Source organism: Clostridia bacterium, assembly GCA_012840125.1.
In the GTDB taxonomy this organism is placed as follows: Bacteria; Bacillota; DULZ01; order DULZ01; family DULZ01; genus DULZ01.
The window spans coordinates 1-25,095 of the sequence record DULZ01000001.1; the positions used below are offsets into that span (position 1 = coordinate 1).

Here is a 25,095-nt window from a genome sequence, read left to right on the forward strand (position 1 = left end):
TCCGAAGCCACCGGAGCCACGGTGGACTGGGACGGCGCCCAGGGCCGGGTGATTATCACCACTAAGGCGACCATGGATCAAGCCCAAATAGACAAGATTAAACAGGAAAGCTACCAGCAAGGGTACGCAGCGGGGGAACTGAACGGTTACGTCAAGGGCCTGCAGGAAGGCCGTGCTCAGGTGGAGGACAAGGCTAAGAAGGAAGAGGACTACGACAGAGGTTACGATGACGGCTATGACGCCGGGGAAGATGACGGCTATGACGCCGGGGTAGACGATGCGGAAGACGGGAAAAAGAGTAATTGGAAGAATGCTATCTCCAGTGACAGCAGTATTTCCAAGACTTACAAGCTGAGCAATAAGAGCGATGATTACGCCGATGGTTTCCTGGATGGGTATAAAGATGGCTTTAAAGAAGCTTATGAAGAGGGCTATGATTATACCATGGGATATTGGGATGGCTATGATGTAGGTTTTGACGACGCAGATTACTATAGCTCACTACCTAAAGACAAGGACATTATCGCTGATTACAAGAGCGAATTCAATTTAGGGAAAAAGAGCGATGCCTATGTAGACGGGTTTGTCGACGGGTTTAGAGACGGTTATAGAAAAGCAACGAAATAAATAAAAGCGGACAGGAAAAAGAGTGGTGGACAGCCACTCTTTTTTAACAGGTATTTTAGGTATGGAATATGATTATGAAAAAGGAAGTAAAGCAGGTGAACAGTCATGTCCGTACCGGAACAAAACCTGCTCCCGCCCTGTGCCTCAGGCCGCTATTACCGGGTGAAGGCGGGAGAGACTTTAACAACCATTGCCTCCAGGGTGGGCATTTCATTGGATGAGTTGGTCAGCCTCAATCCCCATGTGGATCCCCTTAACCTCCAGCCGGGACAGTTTCTCTGCCTGCCGGGGGAGACCCCCTGCCCCTCCGGCCTGTACTGGGAAGTGGCCCCGGGGGACACCTTTTATAAAATCGCCAGGGAAATAGGGACCACCGTGGAGAGGCTAATAGAACTCAACCCCTTTGTGGATCCCCATAACTTACAAGTGGGACAGCTTTTATGCCTGCCCGAGTCCTAGAAACGCCGGAAGTTTATAAGTTTAACAGGAGAAAGGAAATATCATCCTGGGGTTTGCAGCTGTTGATCTTAGCCAGCAGGGAGAGGTGAAACTCTTCCTGGTCTGATAGGAGGAGCATTTCTTTCAGCTCTTGCTCATTGAGAATGTCAAACAGCCCGTCGCTGTACAGCAGCAGGGAATCCCCGGGCTGGTAAAAAGCAATGCCTTTTTCAAAGGTGATGCCGGTGCTGATGCCCAGGGGCATCCCCTGGCTGGGGAGCTGCCGGACGCGGCCCCGGGATTTGAGCAAGCAGGGAGGATGCCCGGCACCGGCAAAGCTGATCTTTTCCTCCTCGATTTTGGTGCAGATGGCCGTGACATAGTAAGCCGTGTCTTCATTGGCCAGCAAGCTGCACAGTTTCCGATTCAAGCGGTCCAGCAAAAGGGCCGGGTCCTGGCACTTCTTATCAATCAATGCTTTGACTGCCGTGGCAATTAAAGCGGCGGAAGGGCCGTGCCCCGCCGCATCGGCCAGCAAAGCCCAGCGGCTGTCTGGTTGTTCCCAGGTTTCAATCAGGTCACCGCCCACCGGGCGGCAGGGCCGGTAGAACAGCTTATCCTGGGGCTGCAGGTGGTTTTCCGCGAAAAACAGGTTTTCCTGTACTCGCCTGGCAAAAACCAGTTCATTGTACAAGTTGGCATGCAGTTCCCGGATTTTCAGCATGTTGCGCACTTTGATCATTAGTTCAATGGTGTCCACCGGTTTGGACAAAAAATCATCAGCCCCGGCCCGCAGCCCTTGCAGCTTGCTCTGCCGGTCATTTAAGGCCGTAATCAGGATCACGGGCAGGAAAGGTTCCTGCCATTTCTTTTTCACATAGGAACAAAAACTAAACCCGTCTTCGCCGGGCATCATCACATCCAACAGGATTAAATCCGGTTTTTCTTTGTAAATCAGCACCCTGGCTTCGCCGGCACTGGCCGCTTCCAGCACGGTGTATTTCTCCTTCGTTAAAAAGCCGACCAGCAGTTCCCTACTGAGACGGTCATCATCCACTACTAGGATTTTCTTCCCCATTCATAACGCCCTTTCTAATCCAGACTCTCCCACTCCCGAATTTGCATCGATCGGCTAGCTCATTGAGGATGGACAGGCCCCGTCCCGATTCCGAGCAGGGAACGGTTTCCACGTCAGCGAGAATAGTTTGGCGTCCTTCGTCCGCTACGAAAATAAGCACCATGCTCCGGCTTGGCTTCCACCGCATGCTGAGATAGACTCTTTTATCCGGCTCCCAATTATTGCCGTGGGCGGCGGCGTTGGCCAGCAATTCACAGAGTATGAGGTCAAAATCGAAGTTCATGGAGGTAGGAATCCCCCACTCTTGCAGTACGGCCAATGCCAGGCTTCTGGCTTTTTGTAGCTCCGCTTTGCTGCTCTTGACGGTACAGTACCACTTCATTGCCGGTGCATCTGGTCCAAAGACGGCAGGATGGGCACAATTTGATTGATCCGGGTAATTTCAAAGACCCGGGCGATTTTTGGTTGCGGAGCCACTATAATTAAATCTTTGCCGTTCAGCTTTTTCAGCAAGGAAATGATTACCCCGACACCGGAACTGTCGATCATTTCCAATGCGGACACATCCAAGATCACTTGTTCTTCGTCACCGCGGATTTGCTCTTTAATCTTCTCCTTGGTTTCCGTGGAATTGAAGAAAGTCAGCTCCCCTGACAGGAAGACATATAACTTGTTTTGCCGCCGTTCCACCTGCAGCATATGGTCACCCGCCTCATTTAAACTTTAAAAATAGCTACCGCTTTGGCTAAATCCTCCGTCAAGAGCTTCAGTTTCTGCGCCAGGGCCGCCACCTCGTCCTGGGCCGCCGTTTGCTCCTCTGCCGAGGCGGCCACTTCTTCGGAGCCGGCGGCATTTTCCACAATGCTGTCCGTCATGGCTTCCACCAGGGATGCCAGTGCGGTACCGTTGTTTTCCAGCACACCGCTCATCTCCAGTAATCGTTCCGCCGCCGCGCGGGAATTGACGGCACTGTCCACCAGGGCATTGAGGGACTCTCCCGCCCTTTGGATGATGGCCATTTGCTTGGCAATTTCCTCACTGTTCACTTCCATGGAATTAACGGTCACCGTCGTTTCTGATTGAATGTCCTCAATTAAGCTGGTGATTTTTTCCGCGGCCGCCGCGGATTCCACCGCCAGCTTGCGCACTTCTTCCGCCACTACCGCAAATCCCCGGCCTGATTCCCCGGCCCGGGCAGCTTCAATGGCGGCATTCAAAGCCAAGAGGTTGGTCTGGGAGGCGATGCCGTCAATGATTTCCACGATGGCGGCGATTTCCCCGGAACGCATACCCAATTTTTGGATGGCATCCGTGGCGAAATCCACCGTCTCCGTCACCGACGTTAACTGGGCGATGGCCGCATTGACCGCTTTGTTTCCTTGCTGGGCCATGTGCTCCGCTTGCTTGGCCTGGTCCAAGTTGTTCAGCGCCGTCTCCTTGAGCCCCAAGGCAATGGCTTTGACGCTGTCGGACTGTTCTTTCAGCTTATCGGCCTGCTTGGCCAACCGGTCCCCGCTTTCAGCGATGTTTTGAATGGTCATGGAAATCTGCTCCGCCGCCCGTTTCGTCTCATCCGCGTTGCCGGCCAAAAGCTCGCCGGCTTCGTTGGTATCTTTGGTGGTATGGGCGATATTGGCGATGAGCTGTTTCAGGTTGTGCAGCATGGTGGTGAAGGCATCCACCAGTTCTTTTACTTCCCCTTTGACCCGCAGGGCCGGTATCTGGACGGTCAGGTCTCCCTGGGCCGCCTGCTGGCTGATACCGGCCAGCAGTTTAATCGGGTTGGAGATGGCATTGGCCGTGACATGGGCCAGGAGATTGGCGATGGCCAGCGTGACCAGCAGCGCGGCCAGGATCAACATTTTTACCTGCAGGGCTTTTTCTTGCCCGGACAGCATGCTCTGTTCCGTTTCCTGCCCCACCAGTTCTCGCAGCTGCTCTAAGAGGCCTTTGAGTTCATTGAGGGCCGGGGATACCTGATGGAGGAAGATGTCCTGGGCCCCGGTGAAGTCCCCGGCTTCTGCCAGCTCCCAGACTTGATGGGCGTACCGGTGGATGCGCTGGTGCGGGTCATTAATGGCCGTGTAGATCTCTTCCATGTGGGCCGGCGGGGAAAAGCCGTCGTACCACTTGCCGAAATCACAATCATGGGGCCCCCCCGGCTCCCGCGGCAAGATGTTGGTCAGGAACATGAAATAAAAATCCGTCATGAACTTATCGTGGGCGATTTCCGCCTCCAGCAGCTCTTTATGCAGCAAGGCCTGGGCGTTGACGTCCGCCGCTACACTGTTCATGAAATCGGTGCCCCAGTAGGCGATAATTCCCAAGATTAACATAAACGTAAATACTGTGCCAAATCCGACTAATAAGCGCTTGCGAATCCAGGTCATGTCTGCTCACCCTTTCCATAGCATCGCCAATAGTTGGATTTCTTTGTACGATTTAACCCTATATATTTCGTTTCTTGGTTCCTTTTTCCTCCCCCCGGAGGGAAAAACAAAATAACCCCCGGGGGTATCCCCTGGGGTTATGACAGTCAACGATCAAGGCATATGATGGTCAGCGTTCCGGGCCGGGTAGCCCTTCTCCGGATTGGGCTCGTGAGGATACGGTAACCATGAATTCTTTCAGCCGCGCCAGGTCAGATAAATACACGGATTTGAGCCGGCGGTTGTAGATCACCGCTGCCGGGTGGAAAAGAGGGAAGACCCAAGCCCGGTGCCCCTCGTCAAAGAATGGAGTGCCGTGGAAATCCTTCATGGAACAGTTTTTCCCCAGGAGGCGGCTCAGGGGCACCGTGCCTAAAGTGACGATGATCTCCGGGGAGACCAGTTTGAGCTCCTGTTCCAGCCAGGGACTGCAGGCTTGGATTTCCGAGGCTTTGGGCCGGCGATTGGCATAAGCCCCGTATCTTCCCCTGGCGGAAGGTTTGGTGGGCCGGCATTTCACGGTATTGGTCAGGTAAATCTGTTCCCGGGTCAAGTTGAGGAAGGCCAGGAATTCCTGTAAGTATTCACCTGCTTCTCCGGTAAAAGCTTGTCCCGAAACCATGTCTTCATGTCCCCCGGGGGCCTCCCCCAAAAGGAGCAGTTTCGCCTTGGGATCCCCTTCCCCAATAACTACCCGGGTCCTGGTCTGCCATAATGAGCAGTTTTGACACCGGGCTAGCTGCTGTTGCAGTTCTTTTAACGACAAATCCACAAGCTTCATCCTTCCGGGTGTTTTTTAGATCTATTCCACCGGCCGGGGAGAAAAACCTGCCGCGGAACCACAGATTACGCGGGCCTGCCGTCTCAGTTGAGTTCTTGACCTCCCGGAGTGCAGGCTCCTGGTGCACTGCAAGGAACGGCTTAAATGCAGGGAGCCCTTAACGGTGGTCAGGCACCAGTCGCCGGGCTGGGTTTCCGTCGCCCCGGCCATAGGCCGAAAGGGCTATTAAGACCTAAAAGGATGATGACGGCCATAGGACGGCGACCGCTGTTGAGCTCATTCCCCAATCGGGCTCTTGGCCGCAGGCCATTAACAGCCAATGCTGAAGGGCAGTGGGTCAAAAAGCTGAAGGCCGGGTTGCCCGGCCTATGTCCATGGATTAATAGTCAATGGAGAACACCAGCAGCACGAGGATTAAGAAGATGGCGAAAGCCAGCTGGTTATTGAAGAAGCTGCCTCCCATCATGAAGCCTCCTTTCCGGTAGGGATTTGCTGGGAATCCCTAAACTATGTTGCCAGGTTTACTAGTCAATGGCGAAAATTAACAAGATCAAAATGAGAAACACCATAAAAGCCAAGTTGCTGCCCCAGTAGCCGCCCTTGCCCCCTCCTCCGGTTGCACTGTTGCTCATGCAAAAATCCTCCTTTCTTTCCTTCTCCTATATACTATGGGAGGATTTTTGGATGGTGACAGCCGCAGGCTGTGTTATTCATTGGTAATAAAGACCGGGAGGCCCCGGTCTTTTAGATATTAATAATTGTCAATGGAGAAGATGAGCAGCACCAGGATCAAGAAAATGGCAAAAGCGAGGGTGTCGCCAAAGAAGCCCTTGCTCATAAATTTACCTCCTTCCCTTGCTTAATACTTCTTCTTATCGATGGAGAAGATTAAAAGAACTAGAATGAGGAAAATCGCGAAAGCTAAGTTGTCGCGATAGCCGCCGTAACCGCCGCCGACTCCGGTACCCATAGCAAGCCTCCTTTCAATTAATCAACTCGTCGTTTGCTGGTTAAGAGCATGAATGGTGTATGCTTTGATACCATACTATGGGAAGCGGGCGCAAAGGGTTACAGGATCGCCAGGAAGAAAATTCTTTGTCCCACCGGTCAGCGCGGCAGGATAAGTTCGGGTGGATGGAGACACAATACAATTAGAGTCAGCAAAAGGGGGTAGAGATTTTGGAAATTACATCTTGGGAGCAATGGCTGGATACGTTGGGTACGGCCTTGAGCAAAGCCCAGTCTATGAAAATGCCGAAAAAGCTCTTAACGAAATCAGCCGCTGAGCTGGGCGATTTTCTCTTTGATACCATTGATCCGGATGTGCCGGAAAACCGCTTGTTGAAGAAGATGTGGGAAGTGGCGGACCGCAAGGAAAAGGAAGCCCTGGCCAATGTCATGATCAAGCTGGTGGAGAAAAGAACGACCCATTAACGGCCGGTGACGGAAGGGGAGGCCGGGTAGGCCTTCCCTGTGACACCGGTTGTATTTTAGCCGGACCAGCCTTGAAAAAAGCCGGCAGCAGGCAATTTTAGGCTCGGGGGGGCATATGATAAAGGCATAGCTGAAGAGAGGAGTTGTTGACAGGCAATGCGCATCAAATTGCATTTGATGGGAGCTCTAAAACACACAATGCAGGCCGGGGACCGCTTTGACCCAAGTGGTTACCTGGAAGTCGATGCAGCGACGACCCCCCGAGATCTCATCCGGTCCTTGGGTGTGACCGGCGAAGATGTGCTGGTCTTGATCAACGGTAAACCGGTGCCCCTGGATGAAAAGATAGCCCCTGATGACCGGGTAGTGCTCATGTATCCTGATTCCCATGAAACTTGAAGATTTTTTCACCGTAACCGGAGGTAACGGCTTACCACCGGTTTTTTCTTGCCTTGCATAACCGGAAAGGAGATGTAGCCATACTATAGATCACCGGGAAAAAGGAGGACAGGGTGTGTTCCGGAGATTAATGGACAGGCTGAAAGGCGGCCAAATACGGGACCTGCCTCATCACGGACTTTACCATGACCTGGAAGTGAACCTCAGCGTTCTGCAGGATATATTCAACTTGTGCTTTGATGTGAAATACCGGCGGTTCAAACTGAACACGGAACCGGCCCGGGAGGCCTGCTTGATTTTCATCGAAAACCTGGTGGAAGTCAGGTCCCTGGAAGAGCACGTCATGGGCGCCCTAACTAAGCAGGTGGCCCCTTGTCATGCTGACTGGGATTTAATGAAAACCGTCTGCGATTCTTTGGTGGAGACCTTGGAGATCAGCCTTGAAGAAGAATTTGAACCGACGGTTAATGCTATTCTCAACGGCAGCGCCGTCCTGCTGGTGGACGGCGTGAACCAGGCTGTCCGGATGAACGTCAAGCAGTTGGAGCGGCGCGCCATTAACGAATCCGATACGGAAACGGTCATTCGGGGTCCCAGGGACGCTTTCGTGGAAGTGCTGTCGGTGAATGTGACCCTGTTACGCCGCCGGCTGAGGACTCCTGCCCTGAAACTGGAGAAGCTGCGCATCGGTACCATGACCCGGACCGATGTGGTGGTTGCTTACCTGGATGGGGTGGCGGAGCCGAAAATAGTCGCCGAGGTGAAAAGCAGGCTGGCGAAAATTGACATTGACGGTGTCTTGGAAAGTGCCTATATCGAAGAATTCATGGAGGATGTGCCCTGGTCCCCTTTTCCGCAAATCGATTCCACCGAAAGGCCCGATAAAGTGGCCGCCGGGCTGCTGGAAGGGCAGGTGGCGGTTTTGGTAGACAATACACCTTTTGCCTTGCTGATGCCGGTGACCTTTTTCCGTTTTCTGTTCGCCTCGGAAGACTACTATTCCCGGGCCATTTATGCCACTTTTACCAGGCTGGTGCGTTTTGTTGCTTTGAATATTGCTTTGATCCTGCCCGCTACTTATGTGTCCATCGTGACTTATCACCAGGAACTGCTGCCCACCAGCTTGCTATTGTCCATCGCCGCCGGCCGGGAACCGGTACCTTTTCCCGCCTTCCTTGAGGCTTTCTTGATGGAAACCACCTTTGAGATCTTGCGGGAAGCGGGTATCAGGCTGCCCCGCCCCGTGGGTCAAGCCACCAGTATTGTGGGCGCTCTGGTGATCGGTAACGCCGCCGTTTCCGCCGGCCTGGTGTCCCCGGCGATGGTAATCGTCGTTTCCTTAACGGCGCTGGCTTCTTTCATTATTCCTACCCCGTCGGGGGCTTTTGCCATCCGGCTTTTGCGGTTTCCCTTGATGTTTTTTGCCGCTGCCCTGGGCTTCTTCGGGGTGATGGTGGCCCTGATGGCGATCCTGACCCACCTGTGCACCTTGCGCTCCTTTGGCGTGCCCTATCTCTCACTGCTTTCTCCCGTGCATATAAAAGGCTTAAAGGATTCCTTTGTGCGGGCGCCCTGGTGGATGATGGCGAAAAGAAGGTGATGCAGGAATGAACGATCACAATTACACGCAAATCTCCGGCGGGCAGCTGGTCCTGCTCCTCATTACCCTGGTGGGAGCGACGGCTATTCTTTACGCCCCTTCGATGTCTATTAGAATTGCGGGGCGGGATGCCTGGCTGTCAATTCTGGTCCCAGCCACTTTGTACGGGCTGCTGGTGGTCTGGGTTACCACTAGACTGGCCCTGGGCTTTGCCGGCCTCTCATTCCGGGAGTACACCGAGGCCCTGACCGGCAAATGGATGGCGCGGCTCATCAATTTCCTCTATTGCCTTTACGCGGTCACATTATTGATCGTGATCGTGCGGGAGTTCGGCAATGTCCTCAGTACCGCTTTCATGCCGGAGACGCCCATGCTGGTCTTTCACTTGTCCCTCCTGGTGCTGTGCATTTATGCCACCTGGGGCGGCATCGAAGTTATCTGCCGGGTGAATCAATTCCACCTACCCCTCTTGTTTTTTACCATTGCCTTCTTGTTCCTGTTTTTGGCCAAGGATGTGAAATTGGACAGGCTGCTGCCCTTTATGGAAAACGGTTTTGTGCCTGTGCTTAAAGGGGCCATCGTCCCCTGCGCTTTCCGCGGTGAGGTTTTTGTGCTCCTGTGGCTGGTCTCCCACCTGAAGGAACCCTGGGACGGCCCCAGGCTGGGCACCCTAGCGGTGGCCATTCTCGGCATTCTCCTGGCCCTGGATACTTTCACCATTTTGACCGTTCTCGGCAAGGAACTGTCTTCCCGGGAAACCCTGGCCACCCTGTCGGTGGTGCGTTATATTAACATCGGTGATTTCCTGAACCGGACGGAAGGATTGGCACTCATCATCTGGATCTGCAGTGTTGTGACGAAAGCCAGCGCTTTCTTCTACATCGCGGCGGAGTCAGCCAAAGCTGCTTTAGGCCTGCCGCGCAGCAACGGGTATCTCCTTGGCGGGCTGGGGCTCATCATCCTGGTGGCGGCTCTTTATATTTTTAAAAACGATCTCCAAGTCGTTTGGTTCCTGGAAAAACTGTTTCCGCCCCTTTCCTTGCTCTTCCAACTGATCATTCCCGGCGCGCTGCTGGGCCTGGCCTGGGTCAAGAAGAAAGGAGCCGGCTCCCGTGGTTAAAAAGTACGGTTTACTGTTCTTGCTACTGTGGTTTACCTTATGGGTGTCAGGCTGCTGGAGTAAAAAGGAAATCGAAAACCTAGCCATCGTTTCCGCCATCGGCGTTGATTTTGTGGAAATAGACGGGAAGCCCAAGTGGGAAGTGACCATGGAAATTTACCACCCGAAAGCCCTGGCTCCCACCGGCGGCGACGGCATCAGCAGGGGAGGCAGCGGGCAAAAACTCATCAGCTGGATTGTGACTTCCGTCGGCGATACCGTCGACGAAGCCATTAATCACATCAGCGCCCGCACACCCCGGGTGCTGTTTTTCGCCCACACCAGGGTCGTGATCGTTGGTAAGGAGGCGGTGGAGAATTATAACCTGGAAGAAGTCTTGTCCCTCTTTTTCAGCAGCCATGAAGCCCGTTTGCGGAACTGGGTCTTAATTGCCGACGGAACAGCCAAGGAAGTGCTGCTGACCGGGCCGGAAATGGAACCCACCCGGGCCGGTGAACTGGAGGAATTAATCCAGCAAACCAGGAAAAGGTTGTCCAAAGCGGAAGTCCTCAATTTCCGGGATGTGGGAGAGGCCATGGCCTTACCCGGCAAGGATGTGATTACCGGCCGGGTAGAGGTCTTCAAAACTCCGGAGCCCCCTACCGCTATCTACCTTCCAGGGCAGGAGTCCGTGCGGCACACCATGAGACTGAGCGGCGGCGCCGTCTTTTCTAAGGGGGACTTTGCCGGCTGGTTCAGTGATCTGGAAACCCGGGGCTACTTGTTCCTGGTCGGCAAAGCGCGGATGACGATTGTGCCTATCCATCTAGCCAATGATGATACCTTTGACGGCAATGTCAGGATTATCAAGGCCAGCAGCAGGATCATCCCGGAGATCGCCGGGAGTGACCTTAAAATGAAAGTCATGATCCAGGCAGAAGGGCATTTGGAAGGCTTTTTCCCGGGCGATTTCGCCGTCACCTCCGGCTTCTTCGATGAGGTGGGCCGCAAAACGGCTCTGGAACTGAAAAAGGATATCCTGGCGGCCCTCAACAAGGCCAAGGAATACCGGGCGGATATTTTCGGCTTCGGGGAACAGGTTTACCGCCGGTACCCCAAGTACTGGCAGTTGGTGAAGGAGCAGTGGCGGGACTATTTCGCCAGCCTGCCGGTGGAGGTAGAGGTGAAAGTGACCATCCGCCGCACCGGCATTTTTGAAGAACCGGTGCCTTCCCGCTAGCGGGTTTATGCTTTATAATACTACTAATAAACCGGTAGGAGGGAGAACCGTGAAGCATATTCTGGCCCTTTTGGTAGTGAACCGCCCCAAGGTGCTGTCTCACATTTCCGGGTTAGTCAGCCGCCGGGCGTATAACATCGATAGCATTGCCGCCGGCCGTACGGAGGATCCCAAAATCACCAGGATTACCCTGGTGGTGGAATGTGAAGAAGACGAGATCCAGCAAGTGGAGAACCAATTGGCCAAACTGGTGGACGTCATTAAAGTAACCAACTTGACCCGGGAAAAATGTGTCGTCCGGGAACTGGCTTTAATCAAGGTGCGGGCCTCCTCGGAGAAAAGAAGCGATATCGTGGATATCTGCAATATCTTCCGGGCCAAGATCGTGGATGTGACCAGGGAAGCCATGATCGTGGAATTGACAGGGGAAAGCGATAAAATTGAAGCATTGATGGACGTGTTAAAGGAACACGGCATTGTGGAGATCGTCCGCACCGGTACCATTTCCCTGTCCCGGGGGCCGGAGGCGGCAAAATTTGTAAGCAAAGAGCAATGTTGTTGACATTTTTGTAGCATTTATATAAGCTGATGATAGGTTGTCTGACAATGCGCTCGTGGTAAACAAGAAACCCAGGGGGAGGGAGAGTGCCATGGTTAATTTGACCATCGACGGGCATCCTGTGTCAGTTCCCGAAGGTACGACCGTGCTGGAGGCGGCCCGGGAAATCGGCATTGATATACCGAACCTGTGCTATGACAAGCATCTTACCCCAGCAGGTGCCTGCCGGATGTGTGTTGTTTCCATTGAGGGGTTTCGCAACCTGGCCACGGCCTGTACGACGGTAGTGTCCGAAGGCATGGTGGTGCAAACCGAGACCCCGGAAGTCGTTGAAGCCAGGAAGATGATTCTCGATTTAATCCTGGCTAATCACCCGCAGGATTGTCTGACTTGTGAAAAAACAGGGAATTGCCAGTTACAAGACTTGTGTTATCGCTACGGTGTGAAAACCACCACCTTTGCCGGTGAGCGCCGGAATGTGCCGAAAGACACCGGCAATCACCTCATCGAACGGGATTACAATAAATGTATCCTCTGCGGTAAATGTGTCCGGGTCTGCGCCGAAGTCCAAGGCACCAATGCCGTGGATTTCGTGGGCCGGGGTTTCCAGACCGTGGTGGATACCGCTTTCCGGGAGCATCTCAACCTGGAGAACTGCCGTTTCTGCGGCCAGTGCGTGGAAATGTGCCCCACCGGAGCTTTGATCAACAAGCAGTTCAAGGGTACCAGGCCCTGGCAAATCACCAAGAAAGTCAGGACCACTTGTCCTTTCTGCGGCACGGGCTGCAATTTTGATCTGAACGTCAAAGACGGCAAGATCATCGGCGTCACCACCGGTAACCCGGACGGGGTGGTCAACGGGCGAGCCCTCTGCGTGAAAGGGCGCTTCCACACCGACATGATCTACAGCCCGGAAAGGATTACCACGCCTTTAATCAAGAAAAACGGGGAATTCGTCCCGGCCACCTGGGATGAAGCTTTGGATCTGGTCGCTTCCAAGTTCAAGGAGATCAAGGAGCAGTACGGCAGCGATGCCATCGCGGCTTTGAGTTCCGCGCGCTGCACCAATGAAGACAACTATGTCATGCAGAAATTCGTGCGGGCGGTGATCGGCACCAACAACGTCGACCACTGCGCCCGGACGTGACACGCGCCTACCGTAGCCGGTCTGGCTACTGTATTTGGCAGCGGTGCAATGACCAACTCTATTGGTGAAATTGAGTTTAACGATTGCCTTTTCGTCATCGGTTCCAACGCCCCTGAAGCCCATCCGGTGATCGGGAGCAAGATGAAGAGAGCCAAGAGAAGGGGAGCCAAGCTCATCGTCGCCGATCCCAGGAAGACGGAACTGGCGGAAATGGCCGACGTATGGCTGCGGCTGATTCCCGGTACCGATGCGGCTTTGATCAACGGGATGATTCACATTATCATCACCGAGGGCTGGGAAGACCGGGAGTTCATTGAAACCCGGTGCGAGGGCTTTGATGACATGTGGAAAGTAGTGCAAAACTACCCGCCCAGCCGGGCCGCCGAGATCACCGGTGTTCCCGAAGAACTGATCTACCGGGCGGCGGAGCTTTACGCCAAGACCAAGCATGCCGGTATTTACTACACTTTAGGTATCACCGAGCATACCACCGGTACCGCCAACGTGATGAACCTGGCCAACCTGGCCATGGTCACCGGCCATGTGGGCCTCGAAAGGGCCGGGGTCAACCCGTTGAGAGGCCAGAACAACGTACAAGGGGCCTGCGACATGGGTGCCCTGCCCAACGTTTTCCCAGGCTACCAAGCCGTCAGCAACCCGCAGGTGATTGAGAAATTCGAGAAAGCCTGGGGTGTAACCCTGAACCGGCAAATGGGTCTCCGCATTCCGGAGATGATTGATATGGCGTTGTACGGCCAGGTGAAAGCCATGTACATCATGGGTGAAGACCCGGTTCTCACGGACCCTGACGCCAACCATGTCCGGAAAGCCTTGGAGAAGCTGGATTTCATGGTGGTGCAGGATCTGTTCCTCACCGAGACGGCCAAGTATGCCGATGTATTCCTCCCGGCGGCCTGTTATGCCGAGAAGGAAGGCACTTTTACCAACACGGAGCGCCGGGTGCAGAGAGTGAGAAAAGCCGTGGAACCCCCCGGCCAGTGCCGCCAGGATTGGGAGATCATCTGCGACCTGTCCCGCCGCATGGGTTATGACATGGACTACTGCTGCAGTGAGCAGATTTTCAATGAAATGAGGAGCTTAACACCGAGTTATGCCGGCATCACCTACGCCAGGATTGACAAGGTGGGCATCCAGTGGCCCTGCCCGTCGGAAGACCATCCCGGCACCAAGTTCCTGCACCAGGGCACTTTCCCCAGAGGAAAAGGTCTCCTGCAGGGCATAGAGTATGAAGCACCGGCGGAATTGACCAATGAAGAATACCCGATGCTCATGACCACCGGCCGGATGCTGTATCACTATAACGTGACCACCAGGCGTTCCGCCAACCTGGACCGGCTGCGTCCCCATGAGCTGGCCCAGTTGAATCCGGTGGATGCGGCGAAAATCGGCGTGCAAGAGGGAGATGAGATCCGCGTCAGTTCCCGCCGCGGTTCCATCACCACCAAAGTCACTCTTACGGAAAAAGTACCGCCCGGCATTATGTTCATGACGTTCCACTACTGGGAGTCCCCGGTCAATGAGTTGACCAACTCCGCTTATGACCCGATTAGTAAGACGGCGGAGTACAAGGTGTCGGCGGTGCGCATCGAGAAAGTGTCATAAGAGGGAGCAGCCCAGCGCTGCTCCTTTCTATTTGATGCTCGCCCGGTACACCTGGTACCGGTGCAGGACGGGGCAGCCCAGGGTGTTTTCAATCAGGCTCCGCACCGTCAGGTTGTTCTCCATGATGAGGGATATCTCCGCCTGCTCGTATCCCTGCGCCAGAGCCAGCTCCATGGCTTTGAGGATTAAAACGGTGCTCAAACCCTTGTTCCGGAACTTGGGCCTAAGCCCCAGCACCGCCGCCCTGAGGGGAGGAGTTGACGGGTGAAGGAGGGCGCGGGGATTGGGCTGCAAAAAGCAGGCCCCCGCCGGCTCATCGTCCACATCCAACCGCAGCAGCAGTTCCTGCTGCCGGGACAATTGGTAGGACAGGATGATGCGCTTGGCTTCTGCCAGGGTAAGGGGCACGAAGCCCCAGTTGTTTTGCAGGCTTTCGTTGTACACGTCCCGGAGGATGAGGGCTTCTTCATGCAGGTTGCCCAGGGCCGGGAAAAGAAGCTCTACCCGGTGGCGCCGGAAAACCCTTTCGCGCAAAGTGGCAAGCCGTTCGGAGACCGGCAGATCCCTGGTCCACAAGTAAGACAAAAGCCCCATGGCTTTTTCCAGCCCGCAGCCTGTTAAGAGATCCCGGTAGTAGGGCGGGTTGTAAGCCACGTTGGGATGAGGCAAGGTGGCAAAACCTTCGATCATGATGCCGACCTTTTCATTGGTGCTGGCGGAGATGGGGCCCAGCATCACTTGCTTGCCCCGGGCTTTTAGGGTTTCAGCGGCTGCGTTTAATAAAGCCCGGGCCGCTTCCGGGTCTTCCAGGCACTCAAAGAAACCGAAAAAACCTTCCTCTTGGGGCAGGTGCCGCTCATCCACAATAGCCGCAATGCGACCTACCACCCGGTCCCGGCGAAAAGCTAAGAAAGCCTGCAGCTCCCTGTGGGGATCCTGCTGGCTCAGCCAGCGGAGACTGCGGCTTTCTTCCCAGGCCTCCTCCTCTATTCCGGGCAGGGAAGGGTAAATCCGTTCCTTTAGCTTGGCGAAAGCCCGCCAGTTATGGCGGTGCTCCAGCTTTCGTACCGTTAAAGCGGTCATGCCCTACTCCCTTTCTTAGTTTTGCTGAAAACAGCTGTATAAGTATATGCCAATCCTATTATTTAAGTGATGGGGAAATTTTGATAAAAAAAGAGGAAAGAGCACAGTTTTACCGAAGATGTAATAATTAATACTACTTATGTTAAGGAGGTATTGCCATGGAACTGAAAGGCAGCAAAACGGAAGCTAATTTGTGGGAAGCTTTTGCCGGAGAGTCCAAGGCAAGGAACAAGTATACTTATTATGCTTCTGTAGCCAAGAAAGAAGGTTATGAACAAATCGCTGCGATTTTTGAAGAAACCGCCAACCATGAAAAGGAACACGCGAAGAGAGCGTTCAAGTTCTTAGGCGGTATTGGCGATACGGTGGCCAACCTGAAGGATGCCGCCGCCGGTGAGCATTACGAATGGGCGGAAATGTACAAGAAGTTTGCCGAAGAGGCCCGGGAAGAAGGTTTCACGGAAATTGCCGCTTTCTTTGAAAAAGTAGCCACCGTCGAGGCAGAGCACGAAAAACGTTACTTAAAGCTGCTGCAGAATATTGAAGAAGGCAAAGTATTCAAGAAAGATGCGGAACAGCGCTGGATGTGCCGCAACTGCGGTTATGTCCATACGGGCGCCGAAGCTCCCGAGCTTTGCCCGGCTTGCGCTCATCCCAGGGCTTACTTCCAACTGAAAGCAGAGAACTACTAGTGGTAAAAACCTCGCTCCATGGCGAGGTTTTTAATTTTTTGTAGGGACGGCTTTACAGGAAAATGGTTAATATGATATAATAACTTACCAAAACAAAATACCTGCGGAGCGCTGAATTCTCACCGGCGTGAGAAGCGGAGGACCCACTTTTTGGGGTGAATCTCTCAGTTGCTGAGAGTAGGGTTAGCTTTCGACCCGAACCCGTCAGCTAACTTCGTAAGCGTGGAAAGTAGGAGCTTTAACCCGTGTGATTAAAGTTTGCTTTTTTATGCCCTACTTTCCGTAGGGCATTTTTTTCCTGCCGATTACTGCATCATTGAGCGGGGAGGTAATGGAAGGAAACCAATTTGCAAGGGAGGTTGATGCGCATGGCAACAAGAGAGCTGACCCCGGAGCTGCTGTTAGACGGACATCACCGTGCTAAGTTGAAAAAAGCCCAACTGACTCCCGAGGAAAAAAGACGGATCTCGAATATGAGGGCCCTGGAACTGAAAAGCAGGATTCAGGATTACCTGGAGGCTCGGCAGCACATTCCCTCCGGCAGGGAAATGGAAGACCGGATCCGGGAAAGGAGAGCAAAGATCCTCAAGCTGCTGAACGGGACGGAAGCCGACTGGCAAGACTGGAAATGGCAAATGGCCCACCGCATCAGTGACGTGGACATTCTCAAAGAAATTCTGGAATTAAGCGAAAAAGAAGTGCAGGAAATCAAAGAAGTCGGCTTAAAATTCCGCTGGGCTATTTCCCCTTACTACCTGAGTCTGATTGATCCGGCAAATGCGAAAGATCCCGTGCGCCTGCAGTCCATCCCCCAATGGGCGGAAATGGCGCCGGGCTGCGGCGAAGCGGATCCCATGGGTGAGGAGTTTACCAATCCTGCCCCCAGGATTACCAGGCGTTATCCCGACCGGTTGATTATTAACGTGACCAATGTCTGCGCCATGTACTGCCGCCACTGCCAGCGGCGGAGAAATATCGGGGAAACGGACCGGCACAGCACCATGGAGGAATTAAAAGGGGCTTTGGATTATGTCCGCCAGCACCCGGAAATCCGGGACGTTTTGATCACCGGCGGCGACGCCCTCATGCTCTCCGATGAGCGGCTGGATTGGCTGTTGACGGAGCTGGACAACATTCCTCATGTGGAGATCAAGCGGATCGGTACCAGAACCCTGGTGACTTTGCCGCAACGCATCACCCCGGAATTATGTGCGGTACTGGAAAAGCACCCGCCCCTTTATCTCAACACCCAGTTTAACCACCCGCAGGAGGTTACCAGTGAAGCCGTGCAAGCCGCCGACCGGCTGGTGCGGGCCGGTGTGGTACTGGGCAACCAGGCCGTTTTGCTGCGCCATGTCAATAACGACAAGCATGTCATGAAGAAGCTCAACCATGAGCTGTTGAAAGCCAGGATCCGGCCCTATTATATTTTCCATGCCAAAGAAGTCATCGGTACCGGCCACTTCATCACCTCGGTGGACGAAGGCTTGGAGATCATGGAGCACCTGCGCGGTTATACCTCCGGTTTGGCCGTGCCCACTTATATCATTAACGCCCCGGACGGTTACGGCAAGACACCCATGCTGCCTGAATACCTGGTTTCCGCGGGTAAAGACAAGATCTATATCCGCACCTGGGAAAAGCGGATTTTCGAATATCCCAATGTGCGGTCTAGATAACGGAAACAAGCCATCGTCTTTCGGGCGATGGCTTTATACATTCTGCTAAGGTTGTTTAATGGTTATCCTTCCTTGATGGCCTCCGTCGGGCAGGATTCGATGGCTTCCCGGGCCAGTTCCTCCTGGTCCTCGGGTACCGCGTCCACTATGGCGTGGGAGAGCCCGTCTTCATCATAATCAAAGATTTCCGGAGCTATATCAATACAAGCACCACAAGCGATACACAAATCCGGATCCACGTATACTTTCATTGTCAGCTACCTCCTTAAGTATTGCAAAGTGTTCCCCTGCATACCCTATTGTTGACAGAAAAGGCGGGAATAAATCCTCCGGGTATTTAGCATTTAATGGCTGCCCCATCCTTTGCGTAGATGGCAGGAAAATACCGGCGGTATAAAGGGAGGTTTAAGTTTTCTTCCCTGAAACGGCGGGCCCGGGCCGCGCGCAGCTGAATAAGATCCAAATCCCCGACGACCAGGTCTTCCTGATCCGGGCTTTGCGCCAAAGCCACCAGCCCGTCAGGCGGCTGGATTTCCAGGGGGGCGAAGATCCCGGCTTTGCCGGTAAAATTCAAGCCAAAGAAACCTTTTCCCACTAAAGCGCTTTTGATACCGTACACACAGCTTTCCTGCACCCGGGGCCAGATGCCCCGTAAGGCCTTCCACAGGTTGTATTCCTCCGGGTTGGCAATGGGAATGATCACGATCTCGGCCCCCAGCAGGGATAAAATCCGGAAAGTCTCAAAATAGGTGGCATCCATGCAGACGGGGAAAGCAATTTTACCCAGTGCCGTGTCAAAGATCTCCAGCCGGTTCCCCCGGCAGATGCCCCACTGGGCTTCCAGGGGCAAGAGATGGGCTTTGTTTTGGGAGCCCACCAGCCTGCCTTGGGGGTCAAACAGGGAAGCTTGGTTGACCACTTTTCCTGCGTCATCCGGCACCAACCGGCTGCCTCCCATGATGTAGATCCCAAAGGCCCCGGCCAGGCTGCTCATGGTGGCCCGGTACAAGCCCTCTACCCCAGCCCCGAAGGCCCCGAATAGACCGGCGAAGCTTACGGGCAAAGCCGCTGCGCCGGGAGAGCCGTTTCCCTGCAGCAGGTCGAGCCGGGCCAGTTGCTTGACGCCGGGCACCAGCCCCAAGAGATGCAGGGTGATATGCTCGGGGAAAACAATTAACTGGGCCCCCGCCTCGACCCCTTTGACCACCTGGCGGTAGATCAGCTCCACCCATTCCAGCGGGTCTTCTACCAGGTACAGGGGCACTTGGGCTGCCGCCACCCGTATCCGGCCCGGTTTTATACCTTGTCCCCGGGTGCCGGGTTTGATGTTTTTTCCATGCAGAAACCGCCTGACCAGCCGGGGCCGGGTGCGAAAGGACAGGTATGGAGTCAGGATCTTGTTGACCACGCCATCAAGAAGCATCGTCCCCACCCCTTTCGTAGATCCCCGGCAGGTGAGCTTGATACAAAGCCGGGTTGAGATGTTTTAAGAGGGGATAAGCAGCGATCACTTGCCGCCGCCTGTCAAAGTCCAAGAGGGCCCAGGCAGTCTTTCTTTCGTTGGCCAGGTAGCCTGTTTCCTGCGGGGTCATTTCACAAGGCGCCAGGATGGGGGCAAAACCGTCGAAGGCGACGGTACCGACGGTGCCTTGCAGCCAGTTTTCCAGGGCAAAGAACTGGTTTTGCTGCACCTCCTGCCACATGGCGGCCACCTGCCGCCACCGGTTATAAGGGGCCGGCACGGCGGCGGGGGCAAGTACCAGCTCGGCCCCTTGCAGGGCCAGGATCCGGCTCACCTCGGGATGCCAGATGTCAGTGCCCACTACCAGGCCAAGCCGGCCGAAAGAGGTGGACCAGACCTGGAGTTCCTCTCCCCTGGCCAATCCCCAGGCCTGTTCTTCTCCGGACAGGTGGGTCTGGCATTGCTGCCCGATTTTATTCCCCTGGGGGTCAAACAGGGCGGCGGCCAAATAGTACCGGTCCTGTACCTTGACCGAGGTGCTGCCCGGGCAGAGATACAGCTGCCACTTACGGGCCAAGCGGCGAAACCCTTCTTCGAAAGAGGGGGCCTGTTCCGCCGCCCTGGGCACCAGTTCGGCGGGTTCCGCCCGGCGGCCCAGCACCGCCTGGTAGTAGATCCAGCCGGTCAACCCGGGGAACAGGACCAGTTGGGTTCCATGTTCCTTCACCTGCTGCAGCGTGGAGTTGACTTGGGACCAGAATTCCTCGGGCCCATGGAATCGGGCTCCCGCCAAAACAGCGTTTGCGGCGACAATTTTCATCCCTTTTTCCTCCCGCCCAGGTCTTTTTCCCATTTTAGACTAAAGATTACCAGATAATCAACCTCTCCTGCTTGGTAATTTATTTGATCGCAGGTATAATATACTTTAGATATGCGGCCTGAGGAAGGGAAAAACCAGTTGGAGTGAAAGCCGTTGTTGAATTTTCGCCAACTCACCACATTCGTGACCGTCGCCGAACTCGGCAGTTTTACCAAGGCGGCCAAGAAACTGTACATGACCCAGCCGGCCATCAGCTGGCAGATTAAGTCCCTGGAGACGGAGCTCGGCTTAACCCTGCTGGAACGGGGGGACCGGCAAGTGACCTTGACGGAAGCCGGGCGCATTTTCTATACCGATGCCAAGCGGTTAACCAACCTTTACGAGAAGTTAATGTATACTATTGAAGAGTATAAAGGGCTGGGCAAAGGAACGCTGAAAATCGGTGCCAGCACCATTCCCGGGGAATACCTGCTGCCCTATTATATCGGCCAGTTCAAGGGACTTTTCCCTGAGATCAATATTACTTTATCCATTAGCGATACCAGGGACATCGTGGATAAACTGCTGATGGACAGTATCCACCTTGGCGTGATCGGGGCCAAGCCTTCGGAGGATAAATTGATCTTTCGCCCGTTGATCGAAGATGAACTGATCCTGATTGCCGGGGCGCGGCATCCCTGGGCGGAGGCGGGCGCCATTCCTTTTGAAGACCTGGTGCAGGCCAAATTCGTTTTCCGGGAAGAGGGCTCCGGCACCAGGATGGTCATCGAAGAAGAACTGGCAGCCAAAGGCGTGGACGTGGAGCGGTTGGAGATAGAGATGGAGTTAGGCAGTACCAGGGCCGTCATTACGGCCGTGGCCGCCGATTTGGGCGTGAGCTTCGTGTCACGGCTGGCGGTGACGGATGCGCTGAGTTTAGGCCATGTGCGGGAAATCCAAGTCCAAGGGTTGGATCTCAAACGACATATTTACCTCGCCTTACATGCCCAGCGGACCTTGAGTCCCCTGGCCAATGCTTTTCTGGAGTTCATTGCTGAGGCCGTGGTCCAAGGACCTCACGGTACCGGCCCGGTCCATGTGAAGGAACGCCAGCTTCAGGGATGAAGCTGGCGCAAAGTGTATTGGTAGGACGGTAGTACGGCAGGCGGAAAACGCGGTGTCTTTTCCGGCCTGACCCCATTAAGGAGGTTTGAGGATGGTACTACGGCAGGTGACGATTGTCGGTTTAGGGCTGATTGGGGGCTCCTACGGCCTGGCTTTAAAGAGGGCCAAGCCGGAACTTACGGTGGTAGGGGTGGATATCGATCAAGAAAGCCTGGATCTGGGAGTCTCTATGAAAGCCATCGACTGGGGTACCACTGACATGGCCCGGGGAGTGCAGGAGGCCGATGTGGTGATTTTTGCTACCCTGGTAAAGGCCATGCCCGGGCTATTGCGGGCTGCAGCACCTCATTTAAAACCGGGAGCGGTGGTTACCGATGTGGGAAGCACCAAAAGCAAGCTGGTAGCGGAGCTCCGGCCCCTTTTGCCCCCGGGGGTAACTTATGTGGGGGGCCATCCCATGGCCGGTTCCGAAATGAAAGGCATTAAAGGAGCCGATCCTTACCTGTTTGAAAACGCCGTTTACGTGCTAACCCCTTTACCCGACGCGGACCCGGCAGCGGTAGAGGTGGTGCAAGAGCTGGTCCGTGCCGTGGGGGCCCAGGTACTCCTCATGTCACCGGAGGTGCACGATCAGATTGTGGCTGCCATCAGCCACTTGCCCCATGTGGCGGCGGCGGCTTTAGTCAACGCGGTAGCCAAGAGGGAACAAACCCTGCCCGGGATTTTTCCCCTGGCCGCCGGCGGTTTCCGGGATGCCACCCGTATTGCGGGCAGTTCCCCGGAAATGTGGCGGGATATTTTCCTGGATAATAGGGAAACCCTGCTCCCAATGATCCAGTGTTTCCGGGAGGCATTGACGGAACTGGAAGAAGCCATCCGGTCGGAGCAGGGGGAGCGGGTCTACCGGCTGCTCCGGCAGGCCCAGGAACTGAGGAGCCAGATCCCGGCCAAGCAGAAAGGATTGCTGCCGGGCATCCACGAAGTGGTGGTGACGGTGCCGGACCGGCCCGGAGAAATCGGAAAGCTGGCGGCTCTATTAGGTATTAACGGGATTAACATTATGGACATTGAAATCCTGCGGATTCGCGAAGGGGACGGCGGCACCATCCGGCTGGGGTTTGCCACCGGGGAAGAAGCCGGCCGGGCCCTAAAGGTGCTGACCAATAACGATTACGTGGCTTGGCTGAAATCCTAGCCCCTTTGCCCCCAGGGGCAGGGGGAGAGCTGTCATAGATGAAGAGGTGAGCTGATGACAGGACAAGGGAAACAACAGGAAGTACAAACCGGTTTTGATGATCAACAGGTATTTAATGAGTTAATGGTGGCTCTGTCCATGGCCCTGGATATGGATGCCAGGGGTAAACTCTTCCATGCCTGGCGGGTAGCGCTGGTGGCCGGGCGCACGGCGGCGGAGATCTTGCCGGATAAGGTGAGCGATGTCTTTTATGCGGGCCTGCTCCATGATATTGGTGCCATGGGCTTGGACGACCATATCGTGCACCAGATGATCAGCGGTGCTCCTGCCACCGATCCGGTTATCCTGCAGCATTCGGAAAAAGGTGCCGCTATTGTACGGGAACTGCCGGCCTTACACGAGGCTTCCCGTTACATCCTGGAACACCACGAACACTGGGACGGCACCGGTACCCCCTCCCATAAGCGCCATCATCAGCTCACGGTCGGTGGGCAGATCGTGGCCGTTGCCGACCAACTGGATATCCTGCTCCGTTTACACGCCAGGGACGAAGGCAAAAAGGCCCTGGAGATTATCAAGAGCCGGGCCGGGACCGTTTTCATGCCGGAGGTGGTGGAGGCCTTCCTGGCGGCGGTGGCTGAAACCCCTTATTACCAAGTCATTCAAGACTACGACAACCTGCCTTTCCTGATGGAAGAAACCCTGGCCGCCCTGCCGGCGGTGGACTGCCGCCATCCCCAGCCCTTGAGGGCTACGGTCAGGATCTTTGCCAAGATTATTGATGCCAAGCACAGGTATACCATGGGCCATTCCCAGCGGGTGGCGTCCTATGCCTTGAAGCTGGCCCAAGCCGTCGGTTATGGGGAGCCGGAACTGGCGGACCTGGAGATTGCGGGCCTCTTGCATGATTTCGGCAAGATCTCCGTGCCTAACCGGATTTTGGATAAAAACGGTCCCCTGGATAAGCATGAATGGACCATCGTCCGCAAGCATCCGGCCCGGACGGCGGAATTGCTGACTATCATTAAAGGGTTGAAGCACCTGGCCTGGGTGGCGGCCGGCCATCATGAACGGTACGACGGGAAAGGATACCCTTAAGGGCTGGGGGGCGAGGAGATTCCCCACGGGGCCCGTGTATTGGCTGTGGCAGATGCTTTTGATGCCATGACTTCCCACCGGTCTTACCAGCGGAACCGGACTTTTCGGGAGGCAGGGGAGGAGATCCTCAAAGGGGCCGGGACCCAATTCGACCCGGAACTGGCTAAAGCGGCCGTTGTGCTTTGGGAATAAAAAAACCACCGGCATAGCGGCGGCAGGCGGTGGACAAAAACGGCATCCAAGGAGAAAAACTTGGATGCCGTTTTCTTAGGCGCCGAAAGTCATGGTTAGGTAAATGGTAAACAAAACGCAGGCAGCAAATAGTATCCAAGCGAAAAAGTTCGCCGCTGCTGCTTCCTGGCTGTTCCGCGGCAGCCAGTATGTCTGGAGTAACGGCGTCTGGTTGTCATTATGGCCAGCCATTTCGGTCCCTCCCCGTACATTGTCCTGAGCCTACATATTCGCTATGCTTTCCTGATATTCCTGCAACAATTAGGAAATAAGCTCACATAAGTCCGGGGCTCCCGGTTTTGTTGTCATAGCCTTTGGGGCGCAGTGCATTGACGGCCACGGAAACCAGACTCAAGATCATGACGGCGCCGGCCAGATCCGGGAAAAGAAGGCCCAGATGAGGTTTTCCTTGATGCTGCGCCCAGTTCCCTTAAGTCCCCTTGGCTTAAAGCAATGCCCGCGGCTTCCACTGCCATCATCCCCTCATATTTACAGCGGGTATGGCTCGGTAGATGAGGATCGCATCCCGGCCTGCCCAAAATAGTAGAAACCGCCCCACAAAATTCCTTGAGGCGGTTTCTATCTAAAAGGAAACGCAGGCCAGTTTCACCCGGGACGTTTCCTGTGCTAATAGCATGCCCGCAAACATGAGAATTAAACTGGCGAATTTAGGCATCACCCTGGCGCCGCCGGCCTGAAATTGCCAATGGAATCACCGGCAGGCAGTCTGACGGATACATGCAGGGCATATATTTACAATAGTTAAGGCGGATGTCCGGAAAGGGAGAGGCAAGTGACTGGCAATGCCCTTTTGCTCTGTATTCTTTTGTTAGGCATGTTGGGTCGTTCCAACATTGTTGCTATGGCTGCCGCGATCCTGCTGGTGGTGAAATTTGCCCGGCTGGAGCACTATTTGCCTTTGCTGGAGAGGCGCGGCCTGGAAATGGGACTATTGTTTCTCATGCTGTCCGTGCTGGTGCCCTTTGCCTCGGGCAGGGTAGCCCCGCAAGATATTGTTCGCTCCTTCCTCAGCTGGCCCGGGCTGGTGGCCCTGGTCAGCGGGGCCCTGGCCACCCACATGAACGGCAAAGGGTTGCACCTGCTCCAGTTGGAACCTTCCCTGATGGTGGGCCTGGTGGTGGGTTCCATCATGGGGATTGTCTTTCTTGGCGGCGTGCCGGTGGGACCGTTGATGGCCGGAGGGATAGCCGCCTTGATCCTGTCCTTATGCCAATACTTCAAATCCTAAAATTAGATATGTTAAAAGAAGGTTTTTC

Annotated in this window: 26 protein-coding genes; 16 read left to right on the top strand and 10 right to left on the bottom strand. The window is 54.8% G+C overall.

The features are described 5' to 3' along the window. A partial coding sequence (locus GXX34_00005) for a hypothetical protein (GenBank protein HHW05906.1) occupies nt 1–627 on the top strand: 627 nt, incomplete at its 5' end. Between the two features lie 105 nt (nt 628–732). Then, on the top strand, nt 733–1,086 hold the full coding sequence (locus tag GXX34_00010; protein HHW05907.1) for a LysM peptidoglycan-binding domain-containing protein: 354 nt from the start codon (nt 733–735) through the stop codon (nt 1,084–1,086). 13 nt (nt 1,087–1,099) lie between these two features. Here GXX34_00010 and GXX34_00015 read toward each other — a convergent pair whose 3' ends face one another. The 5 genes from GXX34_00015 to GXX34_00035 all read right to left on the bottom strand — a co-directional run bounded on the left by GXX34_00015 (nt 1,100) and on the right by GXX34_00035 (nt 5,353). Continuing rightward, on the bottom strand, nt 1,100–2,143 hold the full coding sequence (locus tag GXX34_00015) for a fused response regulator/phosphatase (GenBank protein ID HHW05908.1): 1,044 nt from the start codon (nt 2,141–2,143) through the stop codon (nt 1,100–1,102). Beyond that, entirely contained in the window at nt 2,115–2,525 is a 411-nt protein-coding gene (locus GXX34_00020) for an ATP-binding protein (GenBank protein HHW05909.1), read from the bottom strand. The genes GXX34_00015 and GXX34_00020 overlap by 29 nt, the downstream gene beginning before the upstream one ends. Further along, nucleotides 2,522–2,842, bottom strand: coding sequence for an STAS domain-containing protein (locus GXX34_00025; GenBank protein ID HHW05910.1), 321 nt, complete (start codon nt 2,840–2,842; stop codon nt 2,522–2,524). Before GXX34_00025 ends, GXX34_00020 begins: the two co-directional genes overlap by 4 nt. 17 nt (nt 2,843–2,859) lie before the next feature. Next, nucleotides 2,860–4,533 carry a HAMP domain-containing protein gene (locus GXX34_00030; protein ID HHW05911.1) on the bottom strand — a complete coding sequence of 558 codons (1,674 nt, stop codon included), beginning with the start codon at nt 4,531–4,533 and terminating at the stop codon, nt 2,860–2,862. Nucleotides 4,534–4,702: 169 nt separating this feature from the next. Beyond that, nucleotides 4,703–5,353: a uracil-DNA glycosylase gene (locus GXX34_00035; GenBank protein ID HHW05912.1), complete on the bottom strand. Its 651-nt coding sequence runs from the start codon at nt 5,351–5,353 to the stop codon at nt 4,703–4,705. 1,179 nt (nt 5,354–6,532) lie between these two features. On the opposite strand from GXX34_00035, the gene GXX34_00040 reads away from it, so the two are divergent. From GXX34_00040 to fdhF, 7 genes are all read left to right on the top strand, one after another. Then, nucleotides 6,533–6,787 (top strand): DUF3243 domain-containing protein, encoded by a 255-nt coding sequence (locus GXX34_00040; protein HHW05913.1) that lies wholly within the window; start codon nt 6,533–6,535, stop codon nt 6,785–6,787. A 198-nt stretch (nt 6,788–6,985) separates the two neighbouring features. After that, complete coding sequence (locus GXX34_00045; protein HHW05914.1) at nt 6,986–7,186, top strand: hypothetical protein; 201 nt, start codon at nt 6,986–6,988, stop codon at nt 7,184–7,186. Nucleotides 7,187–7,301: 115 nt separating this feature from the next. Continuing rightward, on the top strand, nt 7,302–8,786 hold the full coding sequence (locus GXX34_00050) for a spore germination protein (protein HHW05915.1): 1,485 nt from the start codon (nt 7,302–7,304) through the stop codon (nt 8,784–8,786). Between the two features lie 7 nt (nt 8,787–8,793). Beyond that, the gene (locus GXX34_00055; GenBank protein HHW05916.1) at nt 8,794–9,906 is read left to right on the top strand and encodes an endospore germination permease; all 1,113 of its coding nucleotides are present in this window, start codon (nt 8,794–8,796) and stop codon (nt 9,904–9,906) included. Further along, nucleotides 9,899–11,125: a Ger(x)C family spore germination protein gene (locus GXX34_00060; GenBank protein HHW05917.1), complete on the top strand. Its 1,227-nt coding sequence runs from the start codon at nt 9,899–9,901 to the stop codon at nt 11,123–11,125. The genes GXX34_00055 and GXX34_00060 overlap by 8 nt, the downstream gene beginning before the upstream one ends. 49 nt (nt 11,126–11,174) lie before the next feature. After that, nucleotides 11,175–11,687: an acetolactate synthase small subunit gene (gene ilvN, locus GXX34_00065; protein HHW05918.1), complete on the top strand. Its 513-nt coding sequence runs from the start codon at nt 11,175–11,177 to the stop codon at nt 11,685–11,687. Between the two features lie 88 nt (nt 11,688–11,775). Next, the gene (gene fdhF, locus GXX34_00070; protein ID HHW05919.1) at nt 11,776–14,454 is read left to right on the top strand and encodes a formate dehydrogenase subunit alpha; all 2,679 of its coding nucleotides are present in this window, start codon (nt 11,776–11,778) and stop codon (nt 14,452–14,454) included. A gap of 27 nt (nt 14,455–14,481) precedes the next feature. Here the strand turns inward: fdhF and GXX34_00075 are convergent, their stop codons facing one another. After that, nucleotides 14,482–15,537, bottom strand: coding sequence for a hypothetical protein (locus GXX34_00075; protein ID HHW05920.1), 1,056 nt, complete (start codon nt 15,535–15,537; stop codon nt 14,482–14,484). Between the two features lie 158 nt (nt 15,538–15,695). On the opposite strand from GXX34_00075, the gene GXX34_00080 reads away from it, so the two are divergent. Then, the gene (locus GXX34_00080) at nt 15,696–16,229 is read left to right on the top strand and encodes a rubrerythrin family protein (protein HHW05921.1); all 534 of its coding nucleotides are present in this window, start codon (nt 15,696–15,698) and stop codon (nt 16,227–16,229) included. Between the two features lie 368 nt (nt 16,230–16,597). Next, nucleotides 16,598–17,908 (top strand): glutamate 2,3-aminomutase, encoded by a 1,311-nt coding sequence (gene eam / locus GXX34_00085; protein ID HHW05922.1) that lies wholly within the window; start codon nt 16,598–16,600, stop codon nt 17,906–17,908. A 62-nt stretch (nt 17,909–17,970) separates the two neighbouring features. Here eam and GXX34_00090 read toward each other — a convergent pair whose 3' ends face one another. The 3 genes from GXX34_00090 to GXX34_00100 form a co-directional block, all read right to left on the bottom strand. Next, nucleotides 17,971–18,159, bottom strand: a complete 189-nt coding sequence (locus GXX34_00090; GenBank protein HHW05923.1) for a ferredoxin — start codon at nt 18,157–18,159, stop codon at nt 17,971–17,973. Nucleotides 18,160–18,245: 86 nt separating this feature from the next. Then, nucleotides 18,246–19,331, bottom strand: coding sequence for a nitrilase (locus GXX34_00095; protein HHW05924.1), 1,086 nt, complete (start codon nt 19,329–19,331; stop codon nt 18,246–18,248). After that, on the bottom strand, nt 19,321–20,223 hold the full coding sequence (locus GXX34_00100; GenBank protein HHW05925.1) for a hypothetical protein: 903 nt from the start codon (nt 20,221–20,223) through the stop codon (nt 19,321–19,323). Before GXX34_00100 ends, GXX34_00095 begins: the two co-directional genes overlap by 11 nt. A gap of 123 nt (nt 20,224–20,346) precedes the next feature. Between GXX34_00100 and GXX34_00105 the strand changes: the two genes are divergently transcribed. From GXX34_00105 to GXX34_00120, 4 genes are all read left to right on the top strand, one after another. Beyond that, nucleotides 20,347–21,294, top strand: a complete 948-nt coding sequence (locus GXX34_00105) for a LysR family transcriptional regulator (GenBank protein HHW05926.1) — start codon at nt 20,347–20,349, stop codon at nt 21,292–21,294. Between the two features lie 91 nt (nt 21,295–21,385). Beyond that, nucleotides 21,386–22,489, top strand: coding sequence for a prephenate dehydrogenase (locus GXX34_00110; protein HHW05927.1), 1,104 nt, complete (start codon nt 21,386–21,388; stop codon nt 22,487–22,489). A gap of 54 nt (nt 22,490–22,543) precedes the next feature. Next, nucleotides 22,544–23,587 carry an HD domain-containing protein gene (locus GXX34_00115; protein HHW05928.1) on the top strand — a complete coding sequence of 348 codons (1,044 nt, stop codon included), beginning with the start codon at nt 22,544–22,546 and terminating at the stop codon, nt 23,585–23,587. Between the two features lie 45 nt (nt 23,588–23,632). Then, the gene (locus tag GXX34_00120; GenBank protein HHW05929.1) at nt 23,633–23,779 is read left to right on the top strand and encodes a hypothetical protein; all 147 of its coding nucleotides are present in this window, start codon (nt 23,633–23,635) and stop codon (nt 23,777–23,779) included. A gap of 75 nt (nt 23,780–23,854) precedes the next feature. On the opposite strand, the gene GXX34_00125 is transcribed toward GXX34_00120, so the two are convergent. Continuing rightward, nucleotides 23,855–24,010, bottom strand: coding sequence for a hypothetical protein (locus tag GXX34_00125; GenBank protein ID HHW05930.1), 156 nt, complete (start codon nt 24,008–24,010; stop codon nt 23,855–23,857). A gap of 601 nt (nt 24,011–24,611) precedes the next feature. Here GXX34_00125 and GXX34_00130 point away from each other — a divergent pair. Beyond that, the gene (locus tag GXX34_00130) at nt 24,612–25,067 is read left to right on the top strand and encodes a DUF441 domain-containing protein (protein ID HHW05931.1); all 456 of its coding nucleotides are present in this window, start codon (nt 24,612–24,614) and stop codon (nt 25,065–25,067) included. The last annotated feature ends 28 nt before the right edge of the window (nt 25,068–25,095 follow it).